Genomic DNA, 23,378 nt, shown 5'->3' with positions numbered 1-23,378 from the left:
CTAAAATATTTTAATCAGATACAAATTTGTATCCCACTCCTTTAACTGTTTTAAAATAGGCATCACCTATTTTTTCACGAAGCTTTCTAATGTGCACGTCTATGGTTCTACCGCCAACCACAACTTCGCTACCCCAAACCTGATCTAAAATAACTTCACGTTTAAATACTTTACCCGGTTTTGAAGCTAATAAAGAAAACAGTTCAAATTCTTTTCTTGGTAAGAAAATATCTTTACCATTTTTAGTAACAATATATTCGTCTCTATTAATGGTAATAGAGCCTACAGCCATTTTTTCTACTGGGCCATCTGTTTTTAATCTGCGTAAAAGCGATTTTACCTTGCCTACCAATACCTTTGGTTTTACGGGTTTGGTAATATAATCATCAGCACCGGCATCAAATCCAGCAACTTGAGAGTAGTCTTCACCACGAGCCGTAAAAAATGCAATAAGCACTTCATCCATACCATTAATAGCTCTAATTTTTTCGCAAGCCTCTATACCATCCATTTCAGGCATCATAACATCTAATAAAATTAAATGTGGCCTCCATTTTTCTGCCTTTTCTATAGCTTCAACACCATTACTGGCAGTATCAATATGATAGCCCTCATTGCTTAAGTTAAAACCAACAATTTCTAAAATATCTGGTTCGTCATCAACCAATAAAATTTTAATGTCTTTTTTCTTCATGTGTATAGATGAAAATAAGTTCAGAGTATCAAAGATACATAAAGAAATCAAACGGTTGTTAAAGTAACTTTCACTTAACAATCATTTAATATAGCCATCCCTTCTCATTACTTTATTTTAACTGTATCGCTAATACCATTATCATATTGTTAAAATTAGCCCTTAAAAATAAAGATAATCAAAGATATGTCGTATATTTGGAAACCCAAACAAAAATTGTTAACTAAAAATTTTTTTACATGAAAAAACTTTACTTTTTATTTTCTTTTTTATTTGTTGCCGGAATTTCATTCGGGCAAGAATTATTATTAAACGGAGATTTTGAATCTTGGGATAATCCAAACAGCCCTACTAGCTGGACAAAAGCTGAAAGTGTTGATCAAGAATCTGCAGTAGCAAATGTAAATGGTGGCGCTTATTCGGCTAAACATACTGGTGGAACTTCAGATTTAACTCAAGAAGTTTCTGGGATTATTCCAGGAAACTCATACACTTTAACGTTATGGTATAAAGTTGATCCAGGATTTGGTGACGGTACTGATGCAAGAATATGGAGTTACTGGTTAAATGGTGCTTCTACTGTTACTGATGCAGCGACTGATGCTATTTTACGTGGTCCGAATAATAACTATTTTGATAATAATGGAAATATTTGGACAGAATATACGGCAACAATTAATGCTCCAGCAGGTGTAAATGGTTTTCGTTTTGAAGTACGTACTTATGGAACAGCTGTCGTATACTGGGATGATTTTTCTTTCTTTGCTGAAGCAGCCTCACCAGACCCAGGATTAACAATTAGTGCACCAACAGAAGGAGAAGAAATATTAACGGACGAAGTAGATGTTAGCTATATTGTGAGTAATTTTGATGTTCAAGATGGTACAGGTGATGGTAGAATTAGATATACTTTAGACTCAGATCCTGCAGTATTAGTATCAAACACAGACCCAATTTCATTAACTGGTTTAAGTGACGGAGCTCATACTATGTATATGGAGCTTGTTGACAATTCAAACAATGTGCTTTCACCCGAAGTAAATGCAACAGTTAATTTTACTGTAAATAATATTGTACAAACTTTGCCATTTCTTGAACCATTTAATTATACTGCGGGACAAACTCTAGGTGATCAAAATATTTGGGTAGATAATTTCTCAGGGACAAGTCCGGATATTGCTTCAGGTAGTTTAAATTATTCTACATTAATGGGTTCGGGAAATTCGGTATCATTTATTGGTTCTGGTGCAGATCCAACAGTCGATTATACGCCAACATCTTCTGGTAAAATTTATGCTTCTTTTATTATGGATGTAACCGATTTGTCTTCTGTTACAGGGAACGGTTATTTTGCCATTTTAAGAGCAGATGATGGGCAATATAGATGTAGGCTGTTTACAGAATATATTGACGCTGATACTTATAATATAGGAGTAAGTGCAAGTAGCACTCTTACAGTCTCAACAGGTCCATTTAACGATAATACTAGTATTTTTGTTGTTATGAGCTATGATTTAGATAATGATATAGTAAGTGCTTGGGTGAACCCTGCTTTTGGAGGCGCAGAACCAAGTGCGGATATCTCCGAAGCATCTGGAACTTCTGGTGTTACATTGTCTCAGTTTATGATAAGACAAGCAAGCGCTACTCAAACACCTGGTATTACACTTGACGAACTAAGAATTGGAACCTCATGGGCTGATGTCGCCGGAGCCACACTTTCAGTGCCAAGTAATAACCAAATAGAAGGCTTTGCAATGTACCCTAATCCAGTATCTAATGGGTATTTAACCATCCGTTCTAATAGCAATGCAGAAAAGTCTATTCAAGTGTTTGATGTAATAGGCAAACAAGTATTTACTACAACAACTAGAGGATCTGAGGCATTGGATGTTTCAAATATATCTAAAGGAGTTTATATTTTAAAAGTAAGTGAAGAAGGGAAAACTGCTACGAGAAAGCTGATTATCGAATAAGCTTAAAGATATTTATATATAAATTTAAACTCCCCCAAATTTGGGGGAGTTTTGTTTTTACATACAGCTATGAAATTAGATTTTAAAAAAATCCTGTTTTTAGATATTGAAACGGTACCTGAGGTAGCACAGTACGATATGTTATCGGATGAAAAGAAAGAATTATTTACTTTAAAAACGGCTTATCAACGTCAAGAAGAAGATAGCCCTGAATCGTTTTATGAACGCGCAGGTATTTGGGCTGAATTTGGTAAAATTGTTTGTATTTCAATTGGTTATTTTTCAAAATTCGATGCAGAGAGGTCTTTTCGTGTGACTTCATTTTATGGAGAAAATGAGAAAGAAATACTCTTGAGTTTCGAATCACTTTTAGAAAAGCATTTTGCAAATCCACAAGTGGTACTCTGTGCTCACAATGGTAAAGAATTCGATTTTCCTTATATCGCAAGAAGAATGATTGTTCATCAAATAGCGTTGCCTGAGAAGTTAAATCTATTTGGTAAGAAGCCATGGGAGGTACCCCATCTTGACACCATGGAACTCTGGAAATTTGGAGACTACAAACATTATACATCTCTTAAGTTGTTAACTCATATTTTGGGTATTCCATCACCAAAAGATGATATTGACGGAAGCAAAGTGGCTGACGTATTTTATGTTGAAAAAGACCTCGAACGAATCGTTCATTATTGTGAAAAAGATACGGTGGCGGTGGCCCAGTTATTATTACGTCTTTTCAATCATGAGTTGTTAAAAGAAACTGAAATTGTAAGTGTTTAATTTACGCTTCCATCTTCATACTCAATTCAAGCCAACGTTCTTCTTTAGTTGCGATATCTTGAATTATAGTCTGCAATTTTTGTGACACGGTTTGAATGTCCTCTTGAGCAACTGTACCTTCTACAAACATATTTTCAAGCTTTGATTTTTCTTGTTCTAAATCAGCAATTTCTTTTTCTATTGATTGAAATTCACGCTTTTCATTATAAGATAATTTTACCTTACTTGTGTTTTGACGTTGGGGTTTTTCTGTCTTTTCTTTGGGCTGTTCAATAGCTGGCGCAGAATCTTCATAAGCACGGTAATCAGTGTAATTTCCTGGGAAAGAATAAATAGAACCACCACCTTCAAATACAAAAAGTGAATCCACTATTTTGTCCATAAAATAACGATCGTGTGAAACAACAATTAAATTTCCAGGAAAATCAAGTAAGAAGTTTTCGAGTACATTTAAAGTAACAATATCTAAATCATTTGTAGGCTCATCAAGAATTAAAAAGTTCGGATTTTGAATCAAAACGGTACATAAGTACAATCGTTTCTGCTCACCACCAGATAATTTCTCTACAAAATCATATTGCTTTTTACGGTCAAATAAAAAGCGCTCTAACAATTGTCCCGCAGATATTTTGTGTCCTTTGGCTAAAGGAATATAATCTCCGTATTCTTTGATAACTTCAATGACCTTTTGACTTTCTTTAATTTGAATTCCTTTTTGAGAATAATACCCAAATTTTACAGTATCTCCCACAACTAACTTACCAGCATCAATAGGAATTTTACCGGTTAATATGTTGAGAAATGTAGACTTACCTGTTCCGTTTTTACCTACAATACCAATTCGTTCACCTTTTTTAAAAACATAGTCAAAACCACTGGCAATTTTTAATGAGTCAAAAGCTTTTGAAATTTTATGCAGCTCTACAATTTTATTGCCGAGACGCTCCATGTTAATTTCTAATTGCACTTGATGATCTGACCTACGTTGGTGGGCTTTTTTCTTTATTTCAAAGAAATCATCAATGCGAGATTTAGATTTAGTAGTGCGGGCCTTTGGTTGTCTTCGCATCCAATCTAATTCCTTTTTGTAAAGAATTTTGGTTTTATGCAATTCTGTTTGTTCGCGTAATTCACGTGCTTCTTTTTGCTCTAAGAAATAAGAGTAGTTCCCCTTGTATTTATAAAGCTGACCATTATCTAGTTCAAGAATATCATCACAAATACGTTCTAAAAAGTACCGATCATGCGTTACCATAAACAAAGTAATTTTTTCGCGTTGTAAATAATGCTCTAACCATTCAATCATTTCTAAATCTAGATGATTGGTTGGCTCATCTAGAATAAGCAAATCAGGTTTGTGAATAAGCGTAATGGCAAGGGCGAGTCGTTTGCGTTGCCCACCTGAGAGTACTTTAATAGACTGCTTTAAATCGTCAAATTTTAACTTTGAAAGAATTTGTTTGTATTGCGTTTCAAAATCCCAAGCTTGGTGCTGTTCCATTTGCTCAAAGGCCTTTTGGTATGCTTTTTCGTCATTGGGATTTTCTAAAGCTTTTTCGTAGGCTTCAATTACTTTTAAAATTGGATTGTCTGAATCAAAAATGGCTTCTTCAATGGAACTATCGGTTGGTAAATCATCTGTTTGAGCCAAATACGCCACTCGCAATCCTTTGCGTTTAGAAACAGTACCATTATCTGGTTGATCAATACCTGCAAGAATATTTAATATAGATGTTTTACCGGTTCCGTTTTTTGCAACAAATGCAATTTTTTGATCTTTATTAATTCCGAAAGAGATATTTTGAAATAAACTTCGTTCACCGTAACTCTTTGATATACTTTCTACAGTTAAATAATTCACTAGTACTATTTTTTGCAAAGGTCGTAAAAGAAATTGTCTTTTCTAACCTGAGTTAAATGTGTACCTTTGGTCAGCTTCATGAATCCTTTACTAGACATACAAAATCTCAATATTTCTTTTACTTCTGAAAATGAACACAATCAGGTAATTCATAATGTATCTTATTATTTAAATGAGAATGAAATATTAGGAATTGTGGGAGAGTCAGGTAGTGGAAAATCTGTAACCTCTATGGCAGTTATGGGATTGTTGCCTGAAAAAACTGCAAAAATTGAAGGCGAAATTTTATTTCAAAATCAAGATTTAAAAAGCTTAAGTAATAAAGCTTTTCAAGCTTTAAGAGGAAATCATATTGCGATGATTTTTCAAGAACCGATGACTTCCTTAAATCCGAGTTTGACATGTGGATTTCAGGTTATGGAGATTTTACAGCAACATACAGATTTGTCTCAAAAAGAAATCAATGAAGAAGTGATTTCTCTTTTCGAAAAAGTAAAATTACCCAGGCCAAAAGAAATTTTTAATCAATATCCGCATCAAATATCTGGTGGCCAAAAGCAACGCGTTATGATTGCTATGGCAATAGCATGTAAACCTCAAATTTTGATTGCTGATGAGCCTACTACTGCGCTAGATGTAACAGTTCAAAAAGAAATTATTGAGCTTCTTAAAGAATTACAGAAAGAAACGGGAATGAGCGTTGTTTTTATTTCTCATGATTTAGGCTTGGTTTCTGAAATTGCAAATCGTGTAGTGGTTATGTTTAAAGGTAAAGTGGTTGAAACAGGAAGCGCTAAAGAGGTGTTTTTAAATCCTCAAGAAGAATATACCAAAGCCCTTATTTATAGCAAACCATCTTTAAAAGAGCGCTTAAAAAAATTACCAACAGTTGCTGATTTTGTGAATAAGCAGGTAAAAAAAGAGATTTTATCAGCAGCAGATAGAAAAAAACGTCACGAAATTATATATAGTCAAAACCCAATTTTAGAGGTTAAAAATTTAAAGACGTATTATAAAAGCAAGAAGCCTTTGTTTGGTAAAGCAGCAAGTGATGTAAAGGCTGTGGATGATGTTTCATTTAAGATTTACGAAGGAGAAACAGTTGGATTGGTGGGAGAATCTGGATGTGGTAAATCCACGCTTGGTAGAACCATTCTCGGGTTGGAGCAGATTACAGATGGAGAGTTATGGTATAAAGGTAGCCCTATCTACAATATGACATCTTCAGAAAGAAAAGCATTAGGAAAAGAGATTCAATTAATCTTTCAAGATCCTTATTCTTCTTTAAACCCAAGAATACCTGTCGGAAAAGCCATATTAGAGCCTATGAAGGTTCATGGAATTTTGAATTCAGATAAAGAACGAAAGATTTATGTGCTTGAATTGCTGGAAAAGGTTGGTTTAGAAAAAGAACACTTTTACAGATATCCTCATGAATTTTCTGGAGGTCAAAGGCAACGAATAGGAATTGCACGTACTATTGCTCTAAAACCTAAATTAATTATTTGTGATGAGTCAGTTTCGGCATTAGACGTTTCTGTTCAAGCCCAGGTTTTAAACTTGTTGAATGATTTAAAAGAGACTTTTCAATTCACATATATTTTTATTTCACACGACTTGTCTGTAGTAAAATTTATGAGTGATCAACTACTTGTAATGCATCAAGGAAAGTTGGTTGAACAAGGAGATGCAGATAAGATTTACAAATCGCCAAAACAGGAGTATACAAGAAAACTAATTGAAGCAATTCCAACGGGAATTTAACGTTTCTAAACCTATTAGAATTGTATATTTGTGGCAAAATGAAAAAGAAAATCAAACTAAAAACAAAAGAATGAAAATTATAGTGCCTATGGCGGGAATTGGCTCACGCCTTCGTCCGCATACATTAACTACTCCAAAGCCTTTAACTTTAATTGCCGGAAAACCAATTGTACAAAGATTGGTAGAAGACATAGCAAAAGTTGTAAATCAGGAAATTGAAGAAATTGCCTTTATTATTGGTCCTGCAGCCAAAGGGTTTCCTAGCAATACAAAAGACAATTTATTAACTATTGCGGCTAACTTAAACGCTAAAGGAAGTGTATATGTGCAAGAAGAAGCTTTGGGAACAGCACACGCAATACAATGTGCAAAAGATGCATTAGACGGACCTTGTGTTGTTGCATTTGCCGACACTTTGTTTAGAGCAGACTTTACTTTAGATGCAGAAGCTGATGGCGCAATTTGGGTGAAACAAGTTGAAGACCCAAGCGCTTTTGGCGTAGTAAATTTAAAAGATGGATACATTACTGAGTTTGTAGAAAAACCAACAGAATTTGTTTCTGATTTAGCCATTATTGGAATATACTATTTTAAAGATGGTAGAATTTTAAGAGATGAAATTCAGTACTTGTTAGATAATGATATTAAAGAAAAAGGAGAATATCAATTAACGAATGCTTTAGAAAACATGAAGCAGAAAGGATTGAAATTTGTTCCTGGAAAGGTAGATGCATGGATGGATTGTGGTAACAAAAATGTGACCGTAGAAACCAATAGTCGTATTTTGGATTTCGCACAAGAAGATGGAGAAAATCTGACCTCTGATGATGTAAAATTGGAAAACGCTGAAATTATTCAACCTTGTTTTATCGGAAAGAATGTGGTGCTTAAAAATGCTACTATTGGGCCTAATGTATCTTTAGGAGAAGGAAGTGTAGTTGAAAATGCAACAATTAAAAACTCTTTGATACAAACCAACACTAAAATTAGCAATGCAAATTTAGACAATGCAATGATTGGTCATCATGCCGTTTATAATGGAGAGTATACATCTGTTAGTATCGGAGATTATTCTCAACTTATATAATATGATAAAACGAAGTTCGCAATATATAGGGTTAATTTTTCTGTTGAGCACTTCGTTTATTTGCTTTTCTCAAGATGACGGTCTTCAAATTGTTGAAGATGTAGACGATATTCAAATTAAGTTTGAAAATCATTATTTCGAGGCTCTAAAATATAAGGCTATCGGAAACTATTCTAGAGCAGTAACAGAACTAGAAACTTGCCAGCAGTTGATACCTAATGATGTTGCGGTGGATTTTGAATTTTCGAAGAATTATTTGCAGCTAGGTAAATTTAATGAAGCTGCTTTATATGTCGAAAAAGCACTTCGTAAAGACAGTCTTAACATTTGGTATTTAAAACACGCAAAAGGTATTTATGTAAAGCAATACCGTTATCCAGAGGCTATTGCGGCCCAACAAAAGATTATTACTCTAGACCCTAGAGACAAACCAGAATTGGTTTTGCTATATGTTATTTCTGGCGATAGGGATAGCGCTCAAATGTTATTGGATGAATTGAAGGCTTCGGGCATTTGGAATAGTAGACTAGAAAACTATCAAAAAACCATTGCAAATTATACCAAGAGAAATTCTAATGCCGTAAATGCAGACAAACATATACCTAAGAGTTTAAATGATTTAAAGAAAGATTTTACAGACACTAAATCTTTCAATTCATTAAAAGCTTTGATGCAATTATATTTTGAGAATGGGGAATTTGAGAGTTTACTTGATTTGTCAAACGAAGGCTTGGAGTTATACCCTGCGCAGCCAATCGTCTATTTATTAAACGGCACAGCTTTGAATGAAATTAAGAAATATAATAATGCAATTAACGTTTTAATGACAGGGCTAGACTTTATCATAGAAGACATTCCGCTTGAAATTAAGTTTTATAAAGAATTAAAAGTTGCTTATGTTGCAAGTAATGATGGTGCGAATGTTGAAAAATGTGATAAACGAATTAAAGAACTAGAAAAGCAGCAAACAAATTAATGAAAAGAGTAGTTGTATTTACATTAGTTATACTTGCGATTGTAGGGTGTAAATCTAATAAAGTGACTGTACCTGGCACTGCAGTTGCAATGTCTACAAAAAAGGTAATTAAAAACCATCAAGAAAATCATTTTGATGCAGAATTCATGTCTGCAAAACTAAAAGCAGTTTACGATGATGGTAAAACGAAACAAACAATAAGTGTTAAGTTTAGAATGCAAACTGATTCAGCCATTTGGATGAGTGGTACTGTGATGGGATATCCAGTTGCAAAGTTGCTTATAACTCCGGAAAGTGTTCAGTTTTATGAAAAATTGGACAAATCTTATTTTGAAGGAGATTTTGAGTTGTTGAGTAATTTTTTAGGTACAGATGTGAGTTTTAATTTAATGCAAAACCTATTACTCGGTCACTCAGTAAAGCCTTTAAAGAGTGCTAAATTTAGTGCGGTTGTAGATGATGCTAGTTATAAATTATCACCGAAAGAACAGGAAGCATTGTTTGATGTTTTCTTCTGGGTGTATCCCAATCATTTTCGACTAAAGAAACAGCAGATTAGTCAGCCAACTGAGCAGAAAAGATTGACCATAGAGTATGGAGATTATCAAAAAGTAGAAGAGCACTTGATACCAAAAGATGTAAGAATAACTGCGATTGAACAAACAGATAGAACTTTGTTAACTCTTGAATATAGAGGCGTCGAATTAAACAAAAAACAAACATTTCCATATAAAGTACCGCAAGGGTATAAACCTATTTCTTTTGAATAAAATGAAACTAACGAAACCCCAAAAATACTTTCATATCCTATTGTTATTATTTGTAGGAACAGTTGGTTATTCTCAAACCAAAGCAGAATTGGAGGCAGAACGTAAGGCTATTCAAAAAGAAATTACCACAATACGTGCTATTTTAAAAAGAACTGAAACGGAAGAACAGAATCAGTTAGATGTTTTAAACGATTTAAATATTCAAATTGCAACTCAAGAAAAATTACTTGCAGCATTTAAAAGAGAGTCAGCCGCTTTAAACTCTGAAATTAATACGAATGAAAAAGCAATAGAAAAGCTTGAAAAAGAACTACAAACTTTAAAGAACGATTACGCCGATATGATTTATCGTTCCTATAAAAGTAAATCACAGCAGAGTAGATTAATGTTTGTATTGTCTTCAGATAATTTTTACCAAGCGTATCAGCGTGTACAGTATATGAAGCAGTATACTGACTTTAGAAAAGCTCAAGGAGAACAAATTGAAATTAAGGCACAAGATTTAGAAAAGAAGAACGATACACTTCGGGTTCAGAAGCAAGAGAAAACAGTACTTCAAGACGAGGCAGAAGAGGAGAAAAAAGTACTAGACGTTGAAAAACAAAAGCAAGAAAAAATTATTACTGATATTCGTAAAAATGAGAAAAAGTACAAGCGAGATATAAAGAAAAAACAAGCAGAGCAACGTAAAATAAATGCACAGATTGAAAAAATAATTCGAGATGAAATTGCAAAATCAAATAAGGGATCTGGGAAGAAATCATCAACTTCATTTAAATTATCACCAGAGGCAAAAGAATTAGCTGTAAAGTTTGAGTCTAACCAAGGAAAACTTCCGTGGCCGGTAGAGCGAGGAGTTGTTTCTAGAAGATTCGGTAAACAAAAGCATCCAACTTTAAGCGGAATTTTTATAGAAAGTAATGGAGTTCGAATTACAACTTCTGAAGGTTCTGAAGCTAGAGCTGTATTTAATGGCAAGGTTTTAAGAATTCAATCTGTAAGTGGTAAAAAAGCCGTTTATGTGCAGCACGGAAATTACATTACCATTTATAACAATCTCGAGAAAGTATTTGTAAAACCGGGTTATGAGGTAGATACCAAACAATCAATAGGAACAGTTTATACAGATAAAGTAACGAAGAAAACGGTTCTAAAATTCCAATTATGGAAAAATATTACAAGGTTAAATCCTGCTTTATGGATTTATAAGCTTTAAGAGAATAAAGCTTTTAGTTCTGTAGCATCGTTTGGTTGCATTTTTCCAGAAAGCACTAAACTTAGTTGTTTTCTCCTTAATGCCCCTTCAAAACGCTCTTTTTCTAACTTTGTTTCTGGTATAACTTCAGGTACTTTTACAGGAGTACCAGTTCTATCAACTGCCACAAATGTGTATATACCCTCGTTTACTTTTGTACGCTCACCGGTTTCTCTATCTTCAATCCAAACATCTACATAAATTTCCATAGAAGACCTGAAGGAGCGAGACACCTTAGCCTCAATAGTAACAACACTCCCCACTGGCACAGCTTTATTAAATGCAACATGATTTACAGAGGCGGTAACAACAATTCTTCGAGAATGTCTTTGAGCGGCAATACTACATGCGCGATCCATACGAGCCAATAATTCTCCTCCAAATAAATTGTTTAGAGCATTAGTCTCTCCAGGCAAAACAATATCGGTCAATACTGCTAATGATTCTTTTGGATATTTCGCACGCATAGTTTTTATTTTTTCGCAAAGATACATGCTTTAGATGAACCTGTAATGAAGAATATTTATAAAAGCACAGAAATATTATAAAACAAAAAAGGGCGCATGGCGCCCTCAAAAAAATAATACTCCAAAGAGCTTAAAATGGTTTCACTAATAACCAAGCATCTTTAGAATCGGTTGCTTTAATTGTTTTTAAAGCCTTAATGGCTTCTGCTCGTGTGTCAAAACTTGCATAAGCAACTTGGGTCAACTCCCATTTATTTTTGCCAAGAATTTCGGCATCAAAACCTTTTTCATGTAATTGAGCTACTTTTTTTAATGCATTAGCAGGCTCTCTAAAAGCACCAGCAATTACATGATAATTTTTAATCTCTTTATCAACATTTAATGTAATAGTTGGCAATGGTTTATCTATAACAAAAGTAGCTTGTTGAATTTTTTGCTCAACCATTTCTTGTTCTTGCTGTTCAGCAGCAAGTTGATTATTGTACTGATTTACGTTGTATTCGTTCCATCCAAAGCTGCCTAAGCTAAACACTATAGCTGCTGTGGCTGCATATTTTAATAAAATTGGAGTACGCTTTTTACTGTTTGTGCTAACAACTAATTCGGTATTTAAAACGGCAGATTTTTGTTTGTATACTTCTCGTTTAATTGTTGTTGAACTGTAACCGCTTAAACCAAATGCACTTGTTAAGTAGTTTTCTGTGGTATTTGGTTCAAATAGCAATTGTCCTTCCTCATTTTTAAATAGGCTACCTATTTTAGGTAGGTCTATTCCATCTTCTTTTAGTTGTTGATTCCATATTTCTACAACCGCTTTAATTTTGTCTACAGCCTGTGCAAACGGTATTTGCTCAGCTGTGGCAATATAGTTAGCTAAAAGACCATCATTATTTGTTAAATGCCTATTAAAACTAATTTTTTTAGTAGGAGGATAAAACGTATGTGTATATTGATTCATAGTTGCAGAAACTTCATTGGTCACAAAACCGCCGAATTGAGGTACTATTACACAATCATATCTGTAAAGTAAGTCACTTATGTAGGTTGTTATAATCATTAATTCAAAGATAGAAAATAGCAAGAGCTGTTTTAAAAAGAAATGAATGAGTTATTAACAATTATAGTAACAATTTAATAGTGAATTAATTACGTAAATTAGTGTCAAATTTAATGCTATGAATGAGAGGGAATTACTCGCAGCCTTAGCTTTGCAAAAAGCCAAAGGTATTGGAGATATACTTTCTAAAAAATTAATTGTCCAATGTGGCGGTGCTGAGGCTGTTTTCAAAACAAAGCCTAGTGTACTTTCTAAAATCTCACAGGTTGGCACTCAAACTTTGCGATTCCTTCAAGATACGTCTCTTTTTCATATAGCTGAAAAAGAATTAAAAAAAGCGCAAAGCGAGAACTTGTCGTTGCTCTATTTTCTAAATGAAAATTATCCTGAGAAATTAAAACATTGTATAGATGGACCATTGATCTTATTTCAAGATGGAGCGGTTAATCTCAACAATAATCGAATTATAAGCATTGTTGGTACTAGACAAATGACCTTGTATGGTAGAGACATTATTCAAAAGTTGGTTTCAGAATTAAAAGAGTACAATCCTATAATTATAAGTGGTTTTGCCTATGGAGTAGATATTACAGCTCAAAAAGCTGCTTTAGAAAATAAGTTACAAACCATTGGAGTATTGGCACACGGATTTGGTCAAATTTATCCAAAAGCACATAAAAAATATGTACATCAAATAAATGAACAAGGCGGATTTTTATCAGAGTTTTGGTTTGATGATCCTCCAAATAGAGAACATTTCTTACAGCGAAATAGAGTAGTTGCAGGAATATCAGACGCAACTATTATTATAGAGTCTGGAGAAAAAGGAGGCTCTTTAGTAACAGCGGATATCGCCAATTCATACAATAGAGATGTGTTTGCTGTTCCCGGGAAAATAACAGATGGTTTAAGTGCTGGTTGTAATGCACTTATTAGTTCAAATAAAGCGGCACTTTTAACTTCAGCAAATGACATTGTAAGAGCACTTAATTGGGATATTCCAAATAAAGAATCTAATCTTAAGCAGCCAACATTATTTTTAGATTTAACTTCAGAGGAACAAGCCGTCTTTGATCATTTATTAATCAACGGGAAACAACATATAGATACTTTATCCCTTAAGCTTCAAATGCCGATATTTAAGCTATCTTCAACGCTTTTTAATTTAGAAATGAAAGGAGTAGTGAGAGCGCTTCAAGGCAAGCTTTTCGAAGCTTCAAATTAACAAACTTTTGACACTCTTAGTCTTGTTATTTTAGCTAAATTTGGTTTCTTTTTAATTTTTGAAATAGAATGGCGAATTTTTCGAAATGGCTTGGTGCTGCATTGGGTTGGTCTGTTGGTGGTCCAATAGGTGGAATTATAGGGTTTGTTGTGGGTAATTTTATAGATGGATTTAGTGCTTCAGATGTTAAAAATGCACGAGAGTTTCAAGAAGGTGCACGTTCAACACAATCTGGAGATTTCGAAATTAGTTTATTGATTTTATCTGCAGTTGTTATAAAAGCAGACGGTAAGATTGATCAACGAGAACTTAAGTATGTACGAAGTCATTTTGTACAGATGTACGGATACGAGAGAGCACAACACGCTTTTAAGTTGTTTAATGGCATCATTAAAAACAACAAAATTTCTACAAGGCAAGTTTGTATTCAAATTAGACAGCATATGACACATGCTACGAGATTACAATTGATACATTTCTTGTTTGGTATTGCAAAGGCAGATGGCCATGTGAATAAGGATGAAGTTGAAATGATTCATAAAATCGCGAATTATCTGTTTATCAATCAGAATGATTTTGAGTCGATCAAAGCGATGTTCTATGACGGTATAGGCAATGCTTACAAAATTTTAGAGATTGAAAAAACAGCTTCTGATGCTGATGTGAAAAAAGCATACAGGCGCATGGTTAAAAAACATCATCCAGATAAATTACAGCATTTAGGAGAGGAGCACGTAAAAGGTGCTGAAGATAAATTTAGACAAATACAAAAGGCATACGAAAGTATTCAGAAAGAACGAGGATTATAGGAGACTTAACCCTCTCAAATTCATACAAATTTCTTAATTTCGCAGCCTAATTCTTTTGAAGGTAAGAAATGAGTAAAAAATTCAGAGAGTATAAGGGATTGAACCTGCCAAAAGTAGCAGAAGAAACATTGTCGTTTTGGGAAGAAAATAACGTGTTTGAAAAGAGTATTTCTATACGTGATGGAGCTGCCCCTTTTGTGTTTTTTGAAGGACCTCCTTCAGCCAACGGTTTACCAGGAATTCATCACGTTATGGGGCGTACGATTAAGGATATTTTTTGTCGTTACAAAACATTGCAAGGGTTTCAAGTAAAGCGCAAGGCGGGTTGGGATACCCACGGTCTACCAATTGAGTTGGGTGTTGAAAAAGAATTAGGAATTACCAAAGAAGATATTGGCACTAAAATTTCGGTTGAGGAATATAACGAGGCTTGTAGAAAAGCCGTAATGCGTTATACTGATGTTTGGGAAAATTTGACCAAAACTATGGGGCATTGGGTAGATATGAATGACCCTTATGTGACCTATGAACCAAAATATATGGAGTCTGTTTGGTGGTTATTAAAACAGCTTTATACAAAAAACTTATTGTATAAGGGATATACAATTCAGCCGTATTCGCCAAAAGCAGGTACTGGTTTAAGTTCGCATGAGATCAATCAACCAGGTGCTTATCAAGATGTGACTGACACTACAATTGTAGCGCAATTTAAAATGGTTGATGGACAAACGTTACCATTTAACATACAACCTTCTGAAGTACATTTTTTAGCTTGGACAACTACTCCATGGACATTGCCAAGTAACACTGCTTTAACAGTGGGGCCAAAAATTGAGTATGTTTTGGTTCGTACTTTTAATCAATACACACACAAAGAAGTTTATTTAGTATTGGCTAAAGCTTTGGTAGGAAAACAGTTTTCTAAAAAATATTTTGAAGTTACTGATGACACTGAATTTGAGGCTTATGAAGCCGGTGCCAAGAAAATTCCATTTAGAATTCTTGATACTTGTTTAGGTTCAGATTTAGTAGGAAAAAGGTATGAACAGTTATTACCGTATACATTGCCTTATGAAAATGCGAATAATGCATTTATAGTAATTGCTGGTGATTTTGTAACTACAGAAGATGGTACTGGTATTGTTCATACAGCGCCAACTTTTGGTGCAGATGATGCTTTGGTTGCCAAACAAGCAACACCACCTGTACCTCCAATGTTAGTGTTAGACGACAACGACAACCCAGTTCCATTGGTTGATTTACAAGGGAGATTTACAAAACACGTGGGTGATCTTGCAGGTAAATATGTGAAGAATGAATACTATACAGATGATGAAGTTCCTAATAAATCAGTAGATGTTGAAATTGCCATTAAACTAAAAGAAGAGAATAAAGCATTTCATGTAGAAAAATACAAGCACAGTTATCCGCATTGCTGGAGAACAGATAAACCAGTGTTGTATTATCCTTTAGATTCTTGGTTTGTTCGTGTTACAGAGAAACGCGAGAGAATGTTTGACTTGAATGAAGAAATCAACTGGAAACCAGCTTCAACTGGTGAGGGTAGATTTGGGAATTGGTTAAAAAATGCCAACGACTGGAACCTTTCGCGCTCAAGATATTGGGGAATTCCTTTGCCTATTTGGAGAACTGAAGATGGCACAGAAGAAATTATTGTTGGTTCTGTAGAAGAATTAAAAGCTGAAATGGCAAAAGCTATGGATGCAGGTTTTTTAGAAAAAGATATTTATGCTGATTTTGTTGTAGGCGACATGAGTGACGCTAACTACGCAAAATTAGATTTACATAAGAATATAGTAGATCAAATCACTTTGGTTTCGGCTTCAGGTAAACCTATGAAGCGCGAATCTGATTTGATTGATGTTTGGTTTGATTCTGGATCAATGCCTTATGCACAGTGGCACTATCCTTTTGAAAACAAAGAGTTAATTGATGCCAATGATTTCTATCCTGCAGATTTTATTGCAGAAGGAGTTGACCAAACAAGAGGATGGTTCTATACGCTGCATGCAATAGCAACCATGGTTTTTGATACAAAGGCTTACAAAAATGTAGTTTCTAATGGACTAGTTTTAGACAAACATGGTAAAAAAATGTCTAAGCGTTTAGGTAATGCTGTAGATCCATTTGAAACCATGAAAAAATATGGTCCAGATGCTACGCGTTGGTACATGATTTCAAATGCAAACCCATGGGATAACTTAAAGTTTGATGTGGAAGGGATTGATGAGGTACGCCGTAAGTTTTTTGGAACATTATACAATACTTACTCGTTCTTTAGCTTATATGCAAATATTGATGGGTTCAGTTATGAAGAGGCTGATATTGATATTACAGATAGACCAGAGATTGATAGATGGATTCTTTCTGAATTAAATACATTGGTTAAAGGAGTTGAAGAAGCATTTAACGATTATGAGCCCACTAAAGCTGCTCGTAAAATTCAAAACTATGTAACTGAGAATTTAAGTAACTGGTTTGTTAGATTGAGTAGAAGACGTTTTTGGAAAGGAGATTATCAACAAGATAAAATTTCTGCCTATCAAACGTTATACACCTGTATGGAAACTGTTGCAATTTTAGGGGCTCCTATTGCGCCTTTCTTCATGGACAACTTATATAAAGATTTAACAGCTGCAACAGGTAGAGGAGTATCATCTGTGCATTTGGCAGATTTTCCTAAATACAATGCTATTTTGGTAGATATTGATTTAGAGCGAAAAATGCAAAAAGCTCAGAAAATATCTTCTATGATTTTATCATTACGTAAAAAGGAGATGATTAAAGTACGCCAACCTTTACAGCGTATTATGATACCTGTATTAGATAGTCAAGATAGAGAAGATATTTTAGCTGTTGAAAATTTAATTATTTCTGAAGTAAACGTCAAAGAAATTGAGTTGCTAGACGATGCATCAGGAATTTTAATTAAGAATATAAAACCGAACTTTAAAGTCCTCGGACCAAAGTATGGAAAAGACATGCGATTGGTAGGGGCAGCCATTCAAAAACTAAACCAAGATGATATTATTAACATCGAAAAGAATGGTGAAATTGAATTGCAACTTGAAGATAAAGTTGTTATTTTAACTATTGATGAAGTTGAAATTTCATCACAAGATATAGAAGGTTGGCTGGTTGCAAATCAAGGGGCTTTAACAGTAGCGCTTGATGTAACTATTACCGATACTTTGCGTAAAGAAGGGAATGCCAGAGAGTTGATTAATAGGGTTCAAAACTTGCGTAAAGATTCTGGATTAGATGTTACCGACAAAATTGTTTTAAGTATCGAAAATAATAGTATATTAGAACAGGCGGTGGCAGCTAATGAACACTATATTAAAAACGAAACCTTAACGGCTGATTTAAAGTTTGTTGAGCGTTTAGATAATGGAATAGCCATTGCTTTTGATGATGTAGAAACGAATATACTAATTGAAAAAATTTAAGGAAATGACTACAAATCCCCAAAAATACTCGGACAAAGACCTAGCGGAGTTTAAAGAAATTATCTTAAAAAAGATTGAACGAGCGCAGGAAGATTTAGATTTATTAAGAGGAGCTTTTAAGAATGATAGAAGTAACGGTACAGAAGATACTTCACCTACGTTTAAAGCTTTTGAAGAAGGTTCTGAAACAATGAGTAAAGAAGCTAATGTACAATTGGCTATTAGACAAGAGAAATTTATTAGAGATCTTAAAAACGCATTGCTTAGAATTGAAAACAAAACGTATGGTATTTGTAGAGTTACCGGTAATTTAATTCAAAAAGAGCGATTAAAATTAGTGCCGCATGCAACATTGAGCATAGAGGCAAAAAAAATGCAGAAATAATCTGCCCTCAATCTATAGCTATATTTCATGAAGCGATCACTTAAATGGTCTTTTCTAGTAATACTTGTTGTGTTACTCATAGATCAAATTTCGAAAATCTATGTGAAAACTCACTTTTATTATGGAGAAACTGTGCATATACTTGGTCTAGATTGGGCCCGCATTCAGTTTGTAGAAAACAACGGAATGGCTTGGGGTACTGAGTTTGGAGGTAAGGCAGGTAAATTAGCCCTAACTCTATTTCGATTGGTTGCAATTTCTGCTATTGGTTATTGGCTCGTGAGTTCTGCAAAAAAAGGAGCTCCAAAATTATTGCTATTTGCATCTGCTTTAATTTTTGCTGGGGCACTTGGTAATATTATTGATTCTGTTTTTTACGGTGTATTGTTTGATACATCAAATCCTTATACTCAAAACCTAGCTGTGCTGTTTGCAGAGAACAATTACGAATCTCTTTTCTATGGGAAGGTTGTAGATATGTTTTATTTCCCAATCATTCAGAATGGGATATTTCCGGAGTGGTTCCCTTTTGTAGGAGGAGAAACTTTTACATTTTTTAATGCAATTTTTAATGTAGCTGATTTTGCTATATCTTGTGGCGTAGGGATCTTGATTGTTTTTAATAAACAAGTTTTTCCAAAAGAGACTAAAAAATCTAATGTTACAGAAGAAGAGTTAAAGGAGAACCAATCTTCTATACTCGAATAGCATCCATATTGTTCTCTTTTTCTTTTTTTAGCTTTCCGAAATAATAGGTATTTTCGTTAGGTGCAAGCATCTTTAGAAATACAAATTAAAACACTACCTAATACACCCGGTGTATACCAATATTATGATAAGAACGATGTGATCTTATATGTGGGCAAAGCGAAAAATCTTAAAAAGCGAGTTAGCTCGTATTTTACTAAGAATTATACCTATGGAAAAACGAAAGTACTGGTTTCTAAAATCGCAAGAATAGAACATATTGTTGTTAATTCTGAAACCGATGCGCTGCTCCTTGAGAATAACCTAATAAAGAAATACCAACCTAGGTATAACGTCATGCTTAAAGATGACAAAACATATCCTTGGATTTGTATTAAAAAAGAGCGATTTCCACGAATTTTTTTAACAAGAAATGTTATAAAAGATGGCTCAGAATATTTTGGGCCATATACTTCTGTTAGAACTGCGAAGGCATTATTAGATTTAATTAAAGAGTTGTACCCTTTAAGAACATGCAACTACTTTTTGAGCGAAGTAAACATTGAATCAGGCAAGTATAAAAAGTGTTTAGAGTTTCATATTGGTAATTGTAAGGCACCTTGCGAAGGACTTCAAACAGAATTAGATTATAATAAATCTATTAAAGAAATTAAGCAATTAATAAAAGGAAATTTTAAAACTTCACTCAAAACATTTTCTGAACTCATGCAACTATATGCTGGTAATTTAGAATTCGAGCAAGCTCAAAAAATAAAGGAAAAATTAGATTATTTGTCGAATTATCAAGCCAAATCTACCGTTGTAAATCCGTCCATATCTAATGTAGATGTGTTTTCTATAGTTACTGATGAAAGCTATGGTTACATCAACTTTTTAAAAATCAATAATGGTTCTATAATTCAATCACATACAGCGGAAATCAAAAAGAAATTAGATGAGTCAGACAAGGAGTTGTTAGAATTAGCTATAGTTGAAATTAGATCTAGATTTAATTCTACCTCTAAAGAATTGTTTACGCCGTTTGAGGTAGAGGTTGGAGAAGGTGTGAAAGTCACAGTACCCAAATTAGGAGACAAGAAGCATATTGTAGACCTTTCTACTCGAAATGCAAAGTACTACCGTCAAGAACAGTTTAAACAAATTAAAATAGTTGATCCTGATAGACATGTTAATCGCATTATGGCACAAATGAAAACGGACTTGAGGTTATCTGAAGAACCAAGGCATATTGAGTGTTTTGATAATTCTAATATCCAAGGTACTAATCCTGTAGCTGCATGTGTAGTGTTTAGAAATGGAAAGCCTAGTAAAAAGGAGTATCGTAACTTTAATATTAAAACGGTTGAAGGGCCAGATGATTTTGCCTCAATGGAAGAAGTAGTTTTTAGACGATATAAGCGACTTTTTGAAGAAGGTGAAGAGTTGCCCCAATTAGTAGTTATTGATGGAGGTAAAGGGCAACTTTCTTCAGCATTAAAAAGTTTAGACATACTTGGGTTGAGAAATAAAATCGCAATTATTGGGATTGCGAAAAGATTAGAAGAAATATATTATCCAAATGATTCTATTCCATTATATTTGGATAAGAAATCGGAATCGTTGAAAATAATTCAACATATGCGTAATGAAGCACACCGATTTGGGATTACACATCATCGTAATAAACGCAGTAAAGCGGCAATTCAAACAGAGTTAGAGCAGATACCTGGTATTGGGCAGCAGACCATTGTAACATTATTACAACATTTTCGTTCTACTAAACGTGTTATAGATGCTCCTTATGAGGAATTAGTTGAAGTTGTTGGAGAATCCCGCGCAAAAAAATTGTTTAACTATTACCATTCTTCTTAAATGAAACAAGCAGTGTTTGCGTTGTTAATTCTGTGTTCCCTACATCTTGTAGGGCAACAAACTGCGAATACTACTGATGATTTAAAAGTTGGGCTAGTTCTATCTGGAGGTGGAGCTAAGGGATTTGCTCATGTTGGGGTATTAAAAGTTTTAGAGGAAGCAGGAGTTCGAGTAGATTATATAGGTGGTACAAGTATGGGGGCAATGATTGGATCTCTATATGCCTCCGGTTATTCTGCTCACGAAATTGACTCCATAATCAAATCAATAGATATCAATAAGGTTGTTAGCGACGAATCACCGCGGAAGTCAAAACCGTTTTACGAAAAAGAAAGTGGAGAAAAACACGCACTTACATTGCCTGTAAAAGATGGCAAATTAACGTTGCCTAAAGCTTTATCAAAAGGTCAAAACTTGTTGAATTTATTGTCTAGTTTGTTTGAGCATGTCGATACGATTTCAGACTTTAATCAATTACCAATACCGTTTTTATGTATTGCAACAGATATTGAAACAGGAAAAAAAATAGTTTTAAATGAAGGGTTTTTACCTAAAGCAGTTCAAGCATCAGGAGCTTTTCCAACATTGTTAGATCCAGTTGAAATTGGAGATAAATTATTGGTTGATGGAGGGATTGTAAATAATTTTCCAGTTGACGAAGTAAAGAAAATGGGTGCTGATGTTATAATTGGTGTTGAATTGGGCAATGATTTATCTACCAGGGAAGAATTAGAAACAGGAGTTGATATCTTAAACCAAATAGTAAGTTTTCAAATATATTCTATTTATGAAGAAAATATTGAGCTCACAGATGTTCATATTTCTCCAAATATGAAAGGGTACTCGGTTACTACATTTGATAAATACGATGAAATTTATAAAATTGGAGAAGAAGCCGCAAGAATGCAGTTTACCGCACTCGAAGAAATTGCCGAACAGCAGACATATAAAAGACCAATAGTAAATAAGACTCCAAAATCGGATAAAATTATTCTGCGCTCCATAAAAATGGAGGGAAACCAAGATTATACGCGAACTTATATAAAAGGTAAAATGGGGTTACAACAAAATGATACTATTTCTAAATCTGAGTTTTATGAGGGAATAAATAACTTATTTGCAACAGGTAACTTTACAGATATTCAGTACCAAATTTTAGATCACGAAGAAAGTGGTTCAGTTGTGCAATTAAAACTGAAGCAAAATGAAGTAAATACTTTTGTAAAACTAGCAGGACATTACGATGATTTGTACAAAACAGCTGTGTTGATTAATTTAACAACAAAGCACTTGTTAATCAAAAATGATGTTTTGTCAGTAGATTTGATTTTAGGGGATAATATTCGGTACAATTTTGATTATTTTATTGATAATGGCTCCAATTGGAGTTTTGGATTTAAATCGAGATTTAACCGATTTAATACCGATGTAAATTTAGAGTTTGTTCCAGACATTAATATGGTCGATTTGAAATATCGTGATTTTACTAATCAACTTTATGTACAGAATGTGTTGAATAGAAAATTTGCGATAGGTATAGGAGCGGAGCACAAGCAAATAAAATCTTATACAGAAACATTTATACGGGGTCAAAATAGTGAAGATGAAGACAGGAGTTATTTTGATAAATCAGACTATCTGAATTTTATTTCTTATGTAAAATTTGATACCAAAGACAAAAAGCATTTTCCTAAGCAAGGAGCATATTTAGCTGCAGATTTTAGATGGTATTTATTTTCAAGTGATTATTTAGGAAATTTTGAATCGTTTTCTCAATTAAAAGGTAAACTGAGTTATACCCATACGTTTTTTAACAAGTTAACAGCAGAATATATTAGTGAAGCGGGAACTACCATTGGAGAAAATAATAATCCAATATTAGATTACCATTTAGGTGGTTATGGTGAGAATTTTATCAATACGTTTATTTCTTTTTATGGGTATGATTATGCTTCTTTATCAGATAGTGGCTTTTTAAGATCTACGTTAAATGTGAGATATGAGTTATTTAAAGACAACTACTTAATGGTAGGAGCAAATGCAGGAAGAGTGGATAGTGATTTATTTAACGAAGGAAAGATTTTTGAAGACACCAAATTAGGATATAGTTTTGGGTATGGTGTCGATTCCTTTTTAGGACCAATAGAATTGAATTTTACATTTTCTCCTGATACTGAGGAGAGTTTTTGGTTCTTTAATTTTGGATTCTGGTTCTAAAAAAAAGTCCCACCACAATCTGTAGT

At 33.9% G+C, this 23,378-nt stretch carries 18 protein-coding genes; 14 read left to right on the top strand and 4 right to left on the bottom strand.

Going from position 1 to position 23,378, the window contains the following annotated elements; all coding sequences use genetic code 11:
- Positions 1-10: 10 nt before the first annotated feature.
- Positions 11-694: a response regulator transcription factor gene (locus tag ACYQ5R_RS04460; RefSeq protein ID WP_460189710.1), complete on the bottom strand. Its 684-nt coding sequence runs from the start codon at positions 692-694 to the stop codon at positions 11-13.
- Between the two features lie 239 nt (positions 695-933).
- Between ACYQ5R_RS04460 and ACYQ5R_RS04455 the strand changes: the two genes are divergently transcribed.
- A complete protein-coding gene (locus tag ACYQ5R_RS04455) occupies positions 934-2,670 on the top strand; it encodes a T9SS type A sorting domain-containing protein (protein ID WP_460189709.1) in 1,737 nt (578 codons plus the stop codon).
- A 69-nt stretch (positions 2,671-2,739) separates the two neighbouring features.
- Positions 2,740-3,450, top strand: a complete 711-nt coding sequence (locus tag ACYQ5R_RS04450) for a 3'-5' exonuclease (protein ID WP_460189708.1) — start codon at positions 2,740-2,742, stop codon at positions 3,448-3,450.
- 1 nt (position 3,451) lies between these two features.
- On the opposite strand, the gene ACYQ5R_RS04445 is transcribed toward ACYQ5R_RS04450, so the two are convergent.
- The gene (locus ACYQ5R_RS04445; RefSeq protein WP_460189707.1) at positions 3,452-5,311 is read right to left on the bottom strand and encodes an ABC-F family ATP-binding cassette domain-containing protein; all 1,860 of its coding nucleotides are present in this window, start codon (positions 5,309-5,311) and stop codon (positions 3,452-3,454) included.
- A 78-nt stretch (positions 5,312-5,389) separates the two neighbouring features.
- Between ACYQ5R_RS04445 and ACYQ5R_RS04440 the strand changes: the two genes are divergently transcribed.
- The 5 genes from ACYQ5R_RS04440 (at position 5,390) to ACYQ5R_RS04420 (ending at position 11,124) form a co-directional block, all read left to right on the top strand.
- Positions 5,390-7,075, top strand: coding sequence for an ABC transporter ATP-binding protein (locus ACYQ5R_RS04440; RefSeq protein WP_460189706.1), 1,686 nt, complete (start codon positions 5,390-5,392; stop codon positions 7,073-7,075).
- Between the two features lie 70 nt (positions 7,076-7,145).
- Entirely contained in the window at positions 7,146-8,162 is a 1,017-nt protein-coding gene (locus ACYQ5R_RS04435; RefSeq protein ID WP_460189705.1) for a sugar phosphate nucleotidyltransferase, read from the top strand.
- A gap of 1 nt (position 8,163) precedes the next feature.
- Positions 8,164-9,138 carry a tetratricopeptide repeat protein gene (locus ACYQ5R_RS04430; RefSeq protein ID WP_460189704.1) on the top strand — a complete coding sequence of 325 codons (975 nt, stop codon included), beginning with the start codon at positions 8,164-8,166 and terminating at the stop codon, positions 9,136-9,138.
- Complete coding sequence (locus ACYQ5R_RS04425) at positions 9,138-9,908, top strand: DUF4292 domain-containing protein (RefSeq protein WP_460189703.1); 771 nt, start codon at positions 9,138-9,140, stop codon at positions 9,906-9,908. Before ACYQ5R_RS04430 ends, ACYQ5R_RS04425 begins: the two co-directional genes overlap by 1 nt.
- A gap of 1 nt (position 9,909) precedes the next feature.
- Complete coding sequence (locus ACYQ5R_RS04420) at positions 9,910-11,124, top strand: murein hydrolase activator EnvC family protein (protein WP_460189702.1); 1,215 nt, start codon at positions 9,910-9,912, stop codon at positions 11,122-11,124.
- Here the strand turns inward: ACYQ5R_RS04420 and ACYQ5R_RS04415 are convergent.
- Positions 11,121-11,630 (bottom strand): acyl-CoA thioesterase, encoded by a 510-nt coding sequence (locus tag ACYQ5R_RS04415; RefSeq protein WP_460189701.1) that lies wholly within the window; start codon positions 11,628-11,630, stop codon positions 11,121-11,123. The two genes, ACYQ5R_RS04420 and ACYQ5R_RS04415, sit on opposite strands and share 4 nt — an antisense overlap.
- 130 nt (positions 11,631-11,760) lie before the next feature.
- Positions 11,761-12,687 carry an HU domain-containing protein gene (locus ACYQ5R_RS04410; protein WP_460189700.1) on the bottom strand — a complete coding sequence of 309 codons (927 nt, stop codon included), beginning with the start codon at positions 12,685-12,687 and terminating at the stop codon, positions 11,761-11,763.
- A gap of 118 nt (positions 12,688-12,805) precedes the next feature.
- Here ACYQ5R_RS04410 and dprA point away from each other — a divergent pair, with 118 nt between their 5' ends.
- The 7 genes from dprA (at position 12,806) to ACYQ5R_RS04375 (ending at position 23,352) form a co-directional block, all read left to right on the top strand.
- Complete coding sequence (gene dprA, locus ACYQ5R_RS04405) at positions 12,806-13,912, top strand: DNA-processing protein DprA (protein WP_460189699.1); 1,107 nt, start codon at positions 12,806-12,808, stop codon at positions 13,910-13,912.
- 68 nt (positions 13,913-13,980) lie between these two features.
- A complete protein-coding gene (locus ACYQ5R_RS04400; RefSeq protein ID WP_460189698.1) occupies positions 13,981-14,721 on the top strand; it encodes a TerB family tellurite resistance protein in 741 nt (246 codons plus the stop codon).
- A gap of 68 nt (positions 14,722-14,789) precedes the next feature.
- Complete coding sequence (gene ileS / locus ACYQ5R_RS04395; RefSeq protein ID WP_460189697.1) at positions 14,790-18,191, top strand: isoleucine--tRNA ligase; 3,402 nt, start codon at positions 14,790-14,792, stop codon at positions 18,189-18,191.
- 4 nt (positions 18,192-18,195) lie between these two features.
- Positions 18,196-18,576, top strand: a complete 381-nt coding sequence (locus ACYQ5R_RS04390) for a TraR/DksA family transcriptional regulator (protein WP_460189696.1) — start codon at positions 18,196-18,198, stop codon at positions 18,574-18,576.
- Positions 18,577-18,603: 27 nt separating this feature from the next.
- Positions 18,604-19,284 carry a lipoprotein signal peptidase gene (locus ACYQ5R_RS04385; RefSeq protein WP_460189695.1) on the top strand — a complete coding sequence of 227 codons (681 nt, stop codon included), beginning with the start codon at positions 18,604-18,606 and terminating at the stop codon, positions 19,282-19,284.
- 60 nt (positions 19,285-19,344) lie between these two features.
- Complete coding sequence (gene uvrC, locus ACYQ5R_RS04380) at positions 19,345-21,135, top strand: excinuclease ABC subunit UvrC (RefSeq protein WP_460189694.1); 1,791 nt, start codon at positions 19,345-19,347, stop codon at positions 21,133-21,135.
- Entirely contained in the window at positions 21,136-23,352 is a 2,217-nt protein-coding gene (locus ACYQ5R_RS04375) for a patatin-like phospholipase family protein (protein WP_460189693.1), read from the top strand. It abuts the gene before it with no gap.
- The last annotated feature ends 26 nt before the right edge of the window (positions 23,353-23,378 follow it).

Source organism: Urechidicola sp. KH5 (assembly GCF_054661455.1).
The sequence above is the reverse complement of the archived record's forward strand: the minus strand, read 5'-3'. Positions and strand labels throughout refer to the sequence as shown.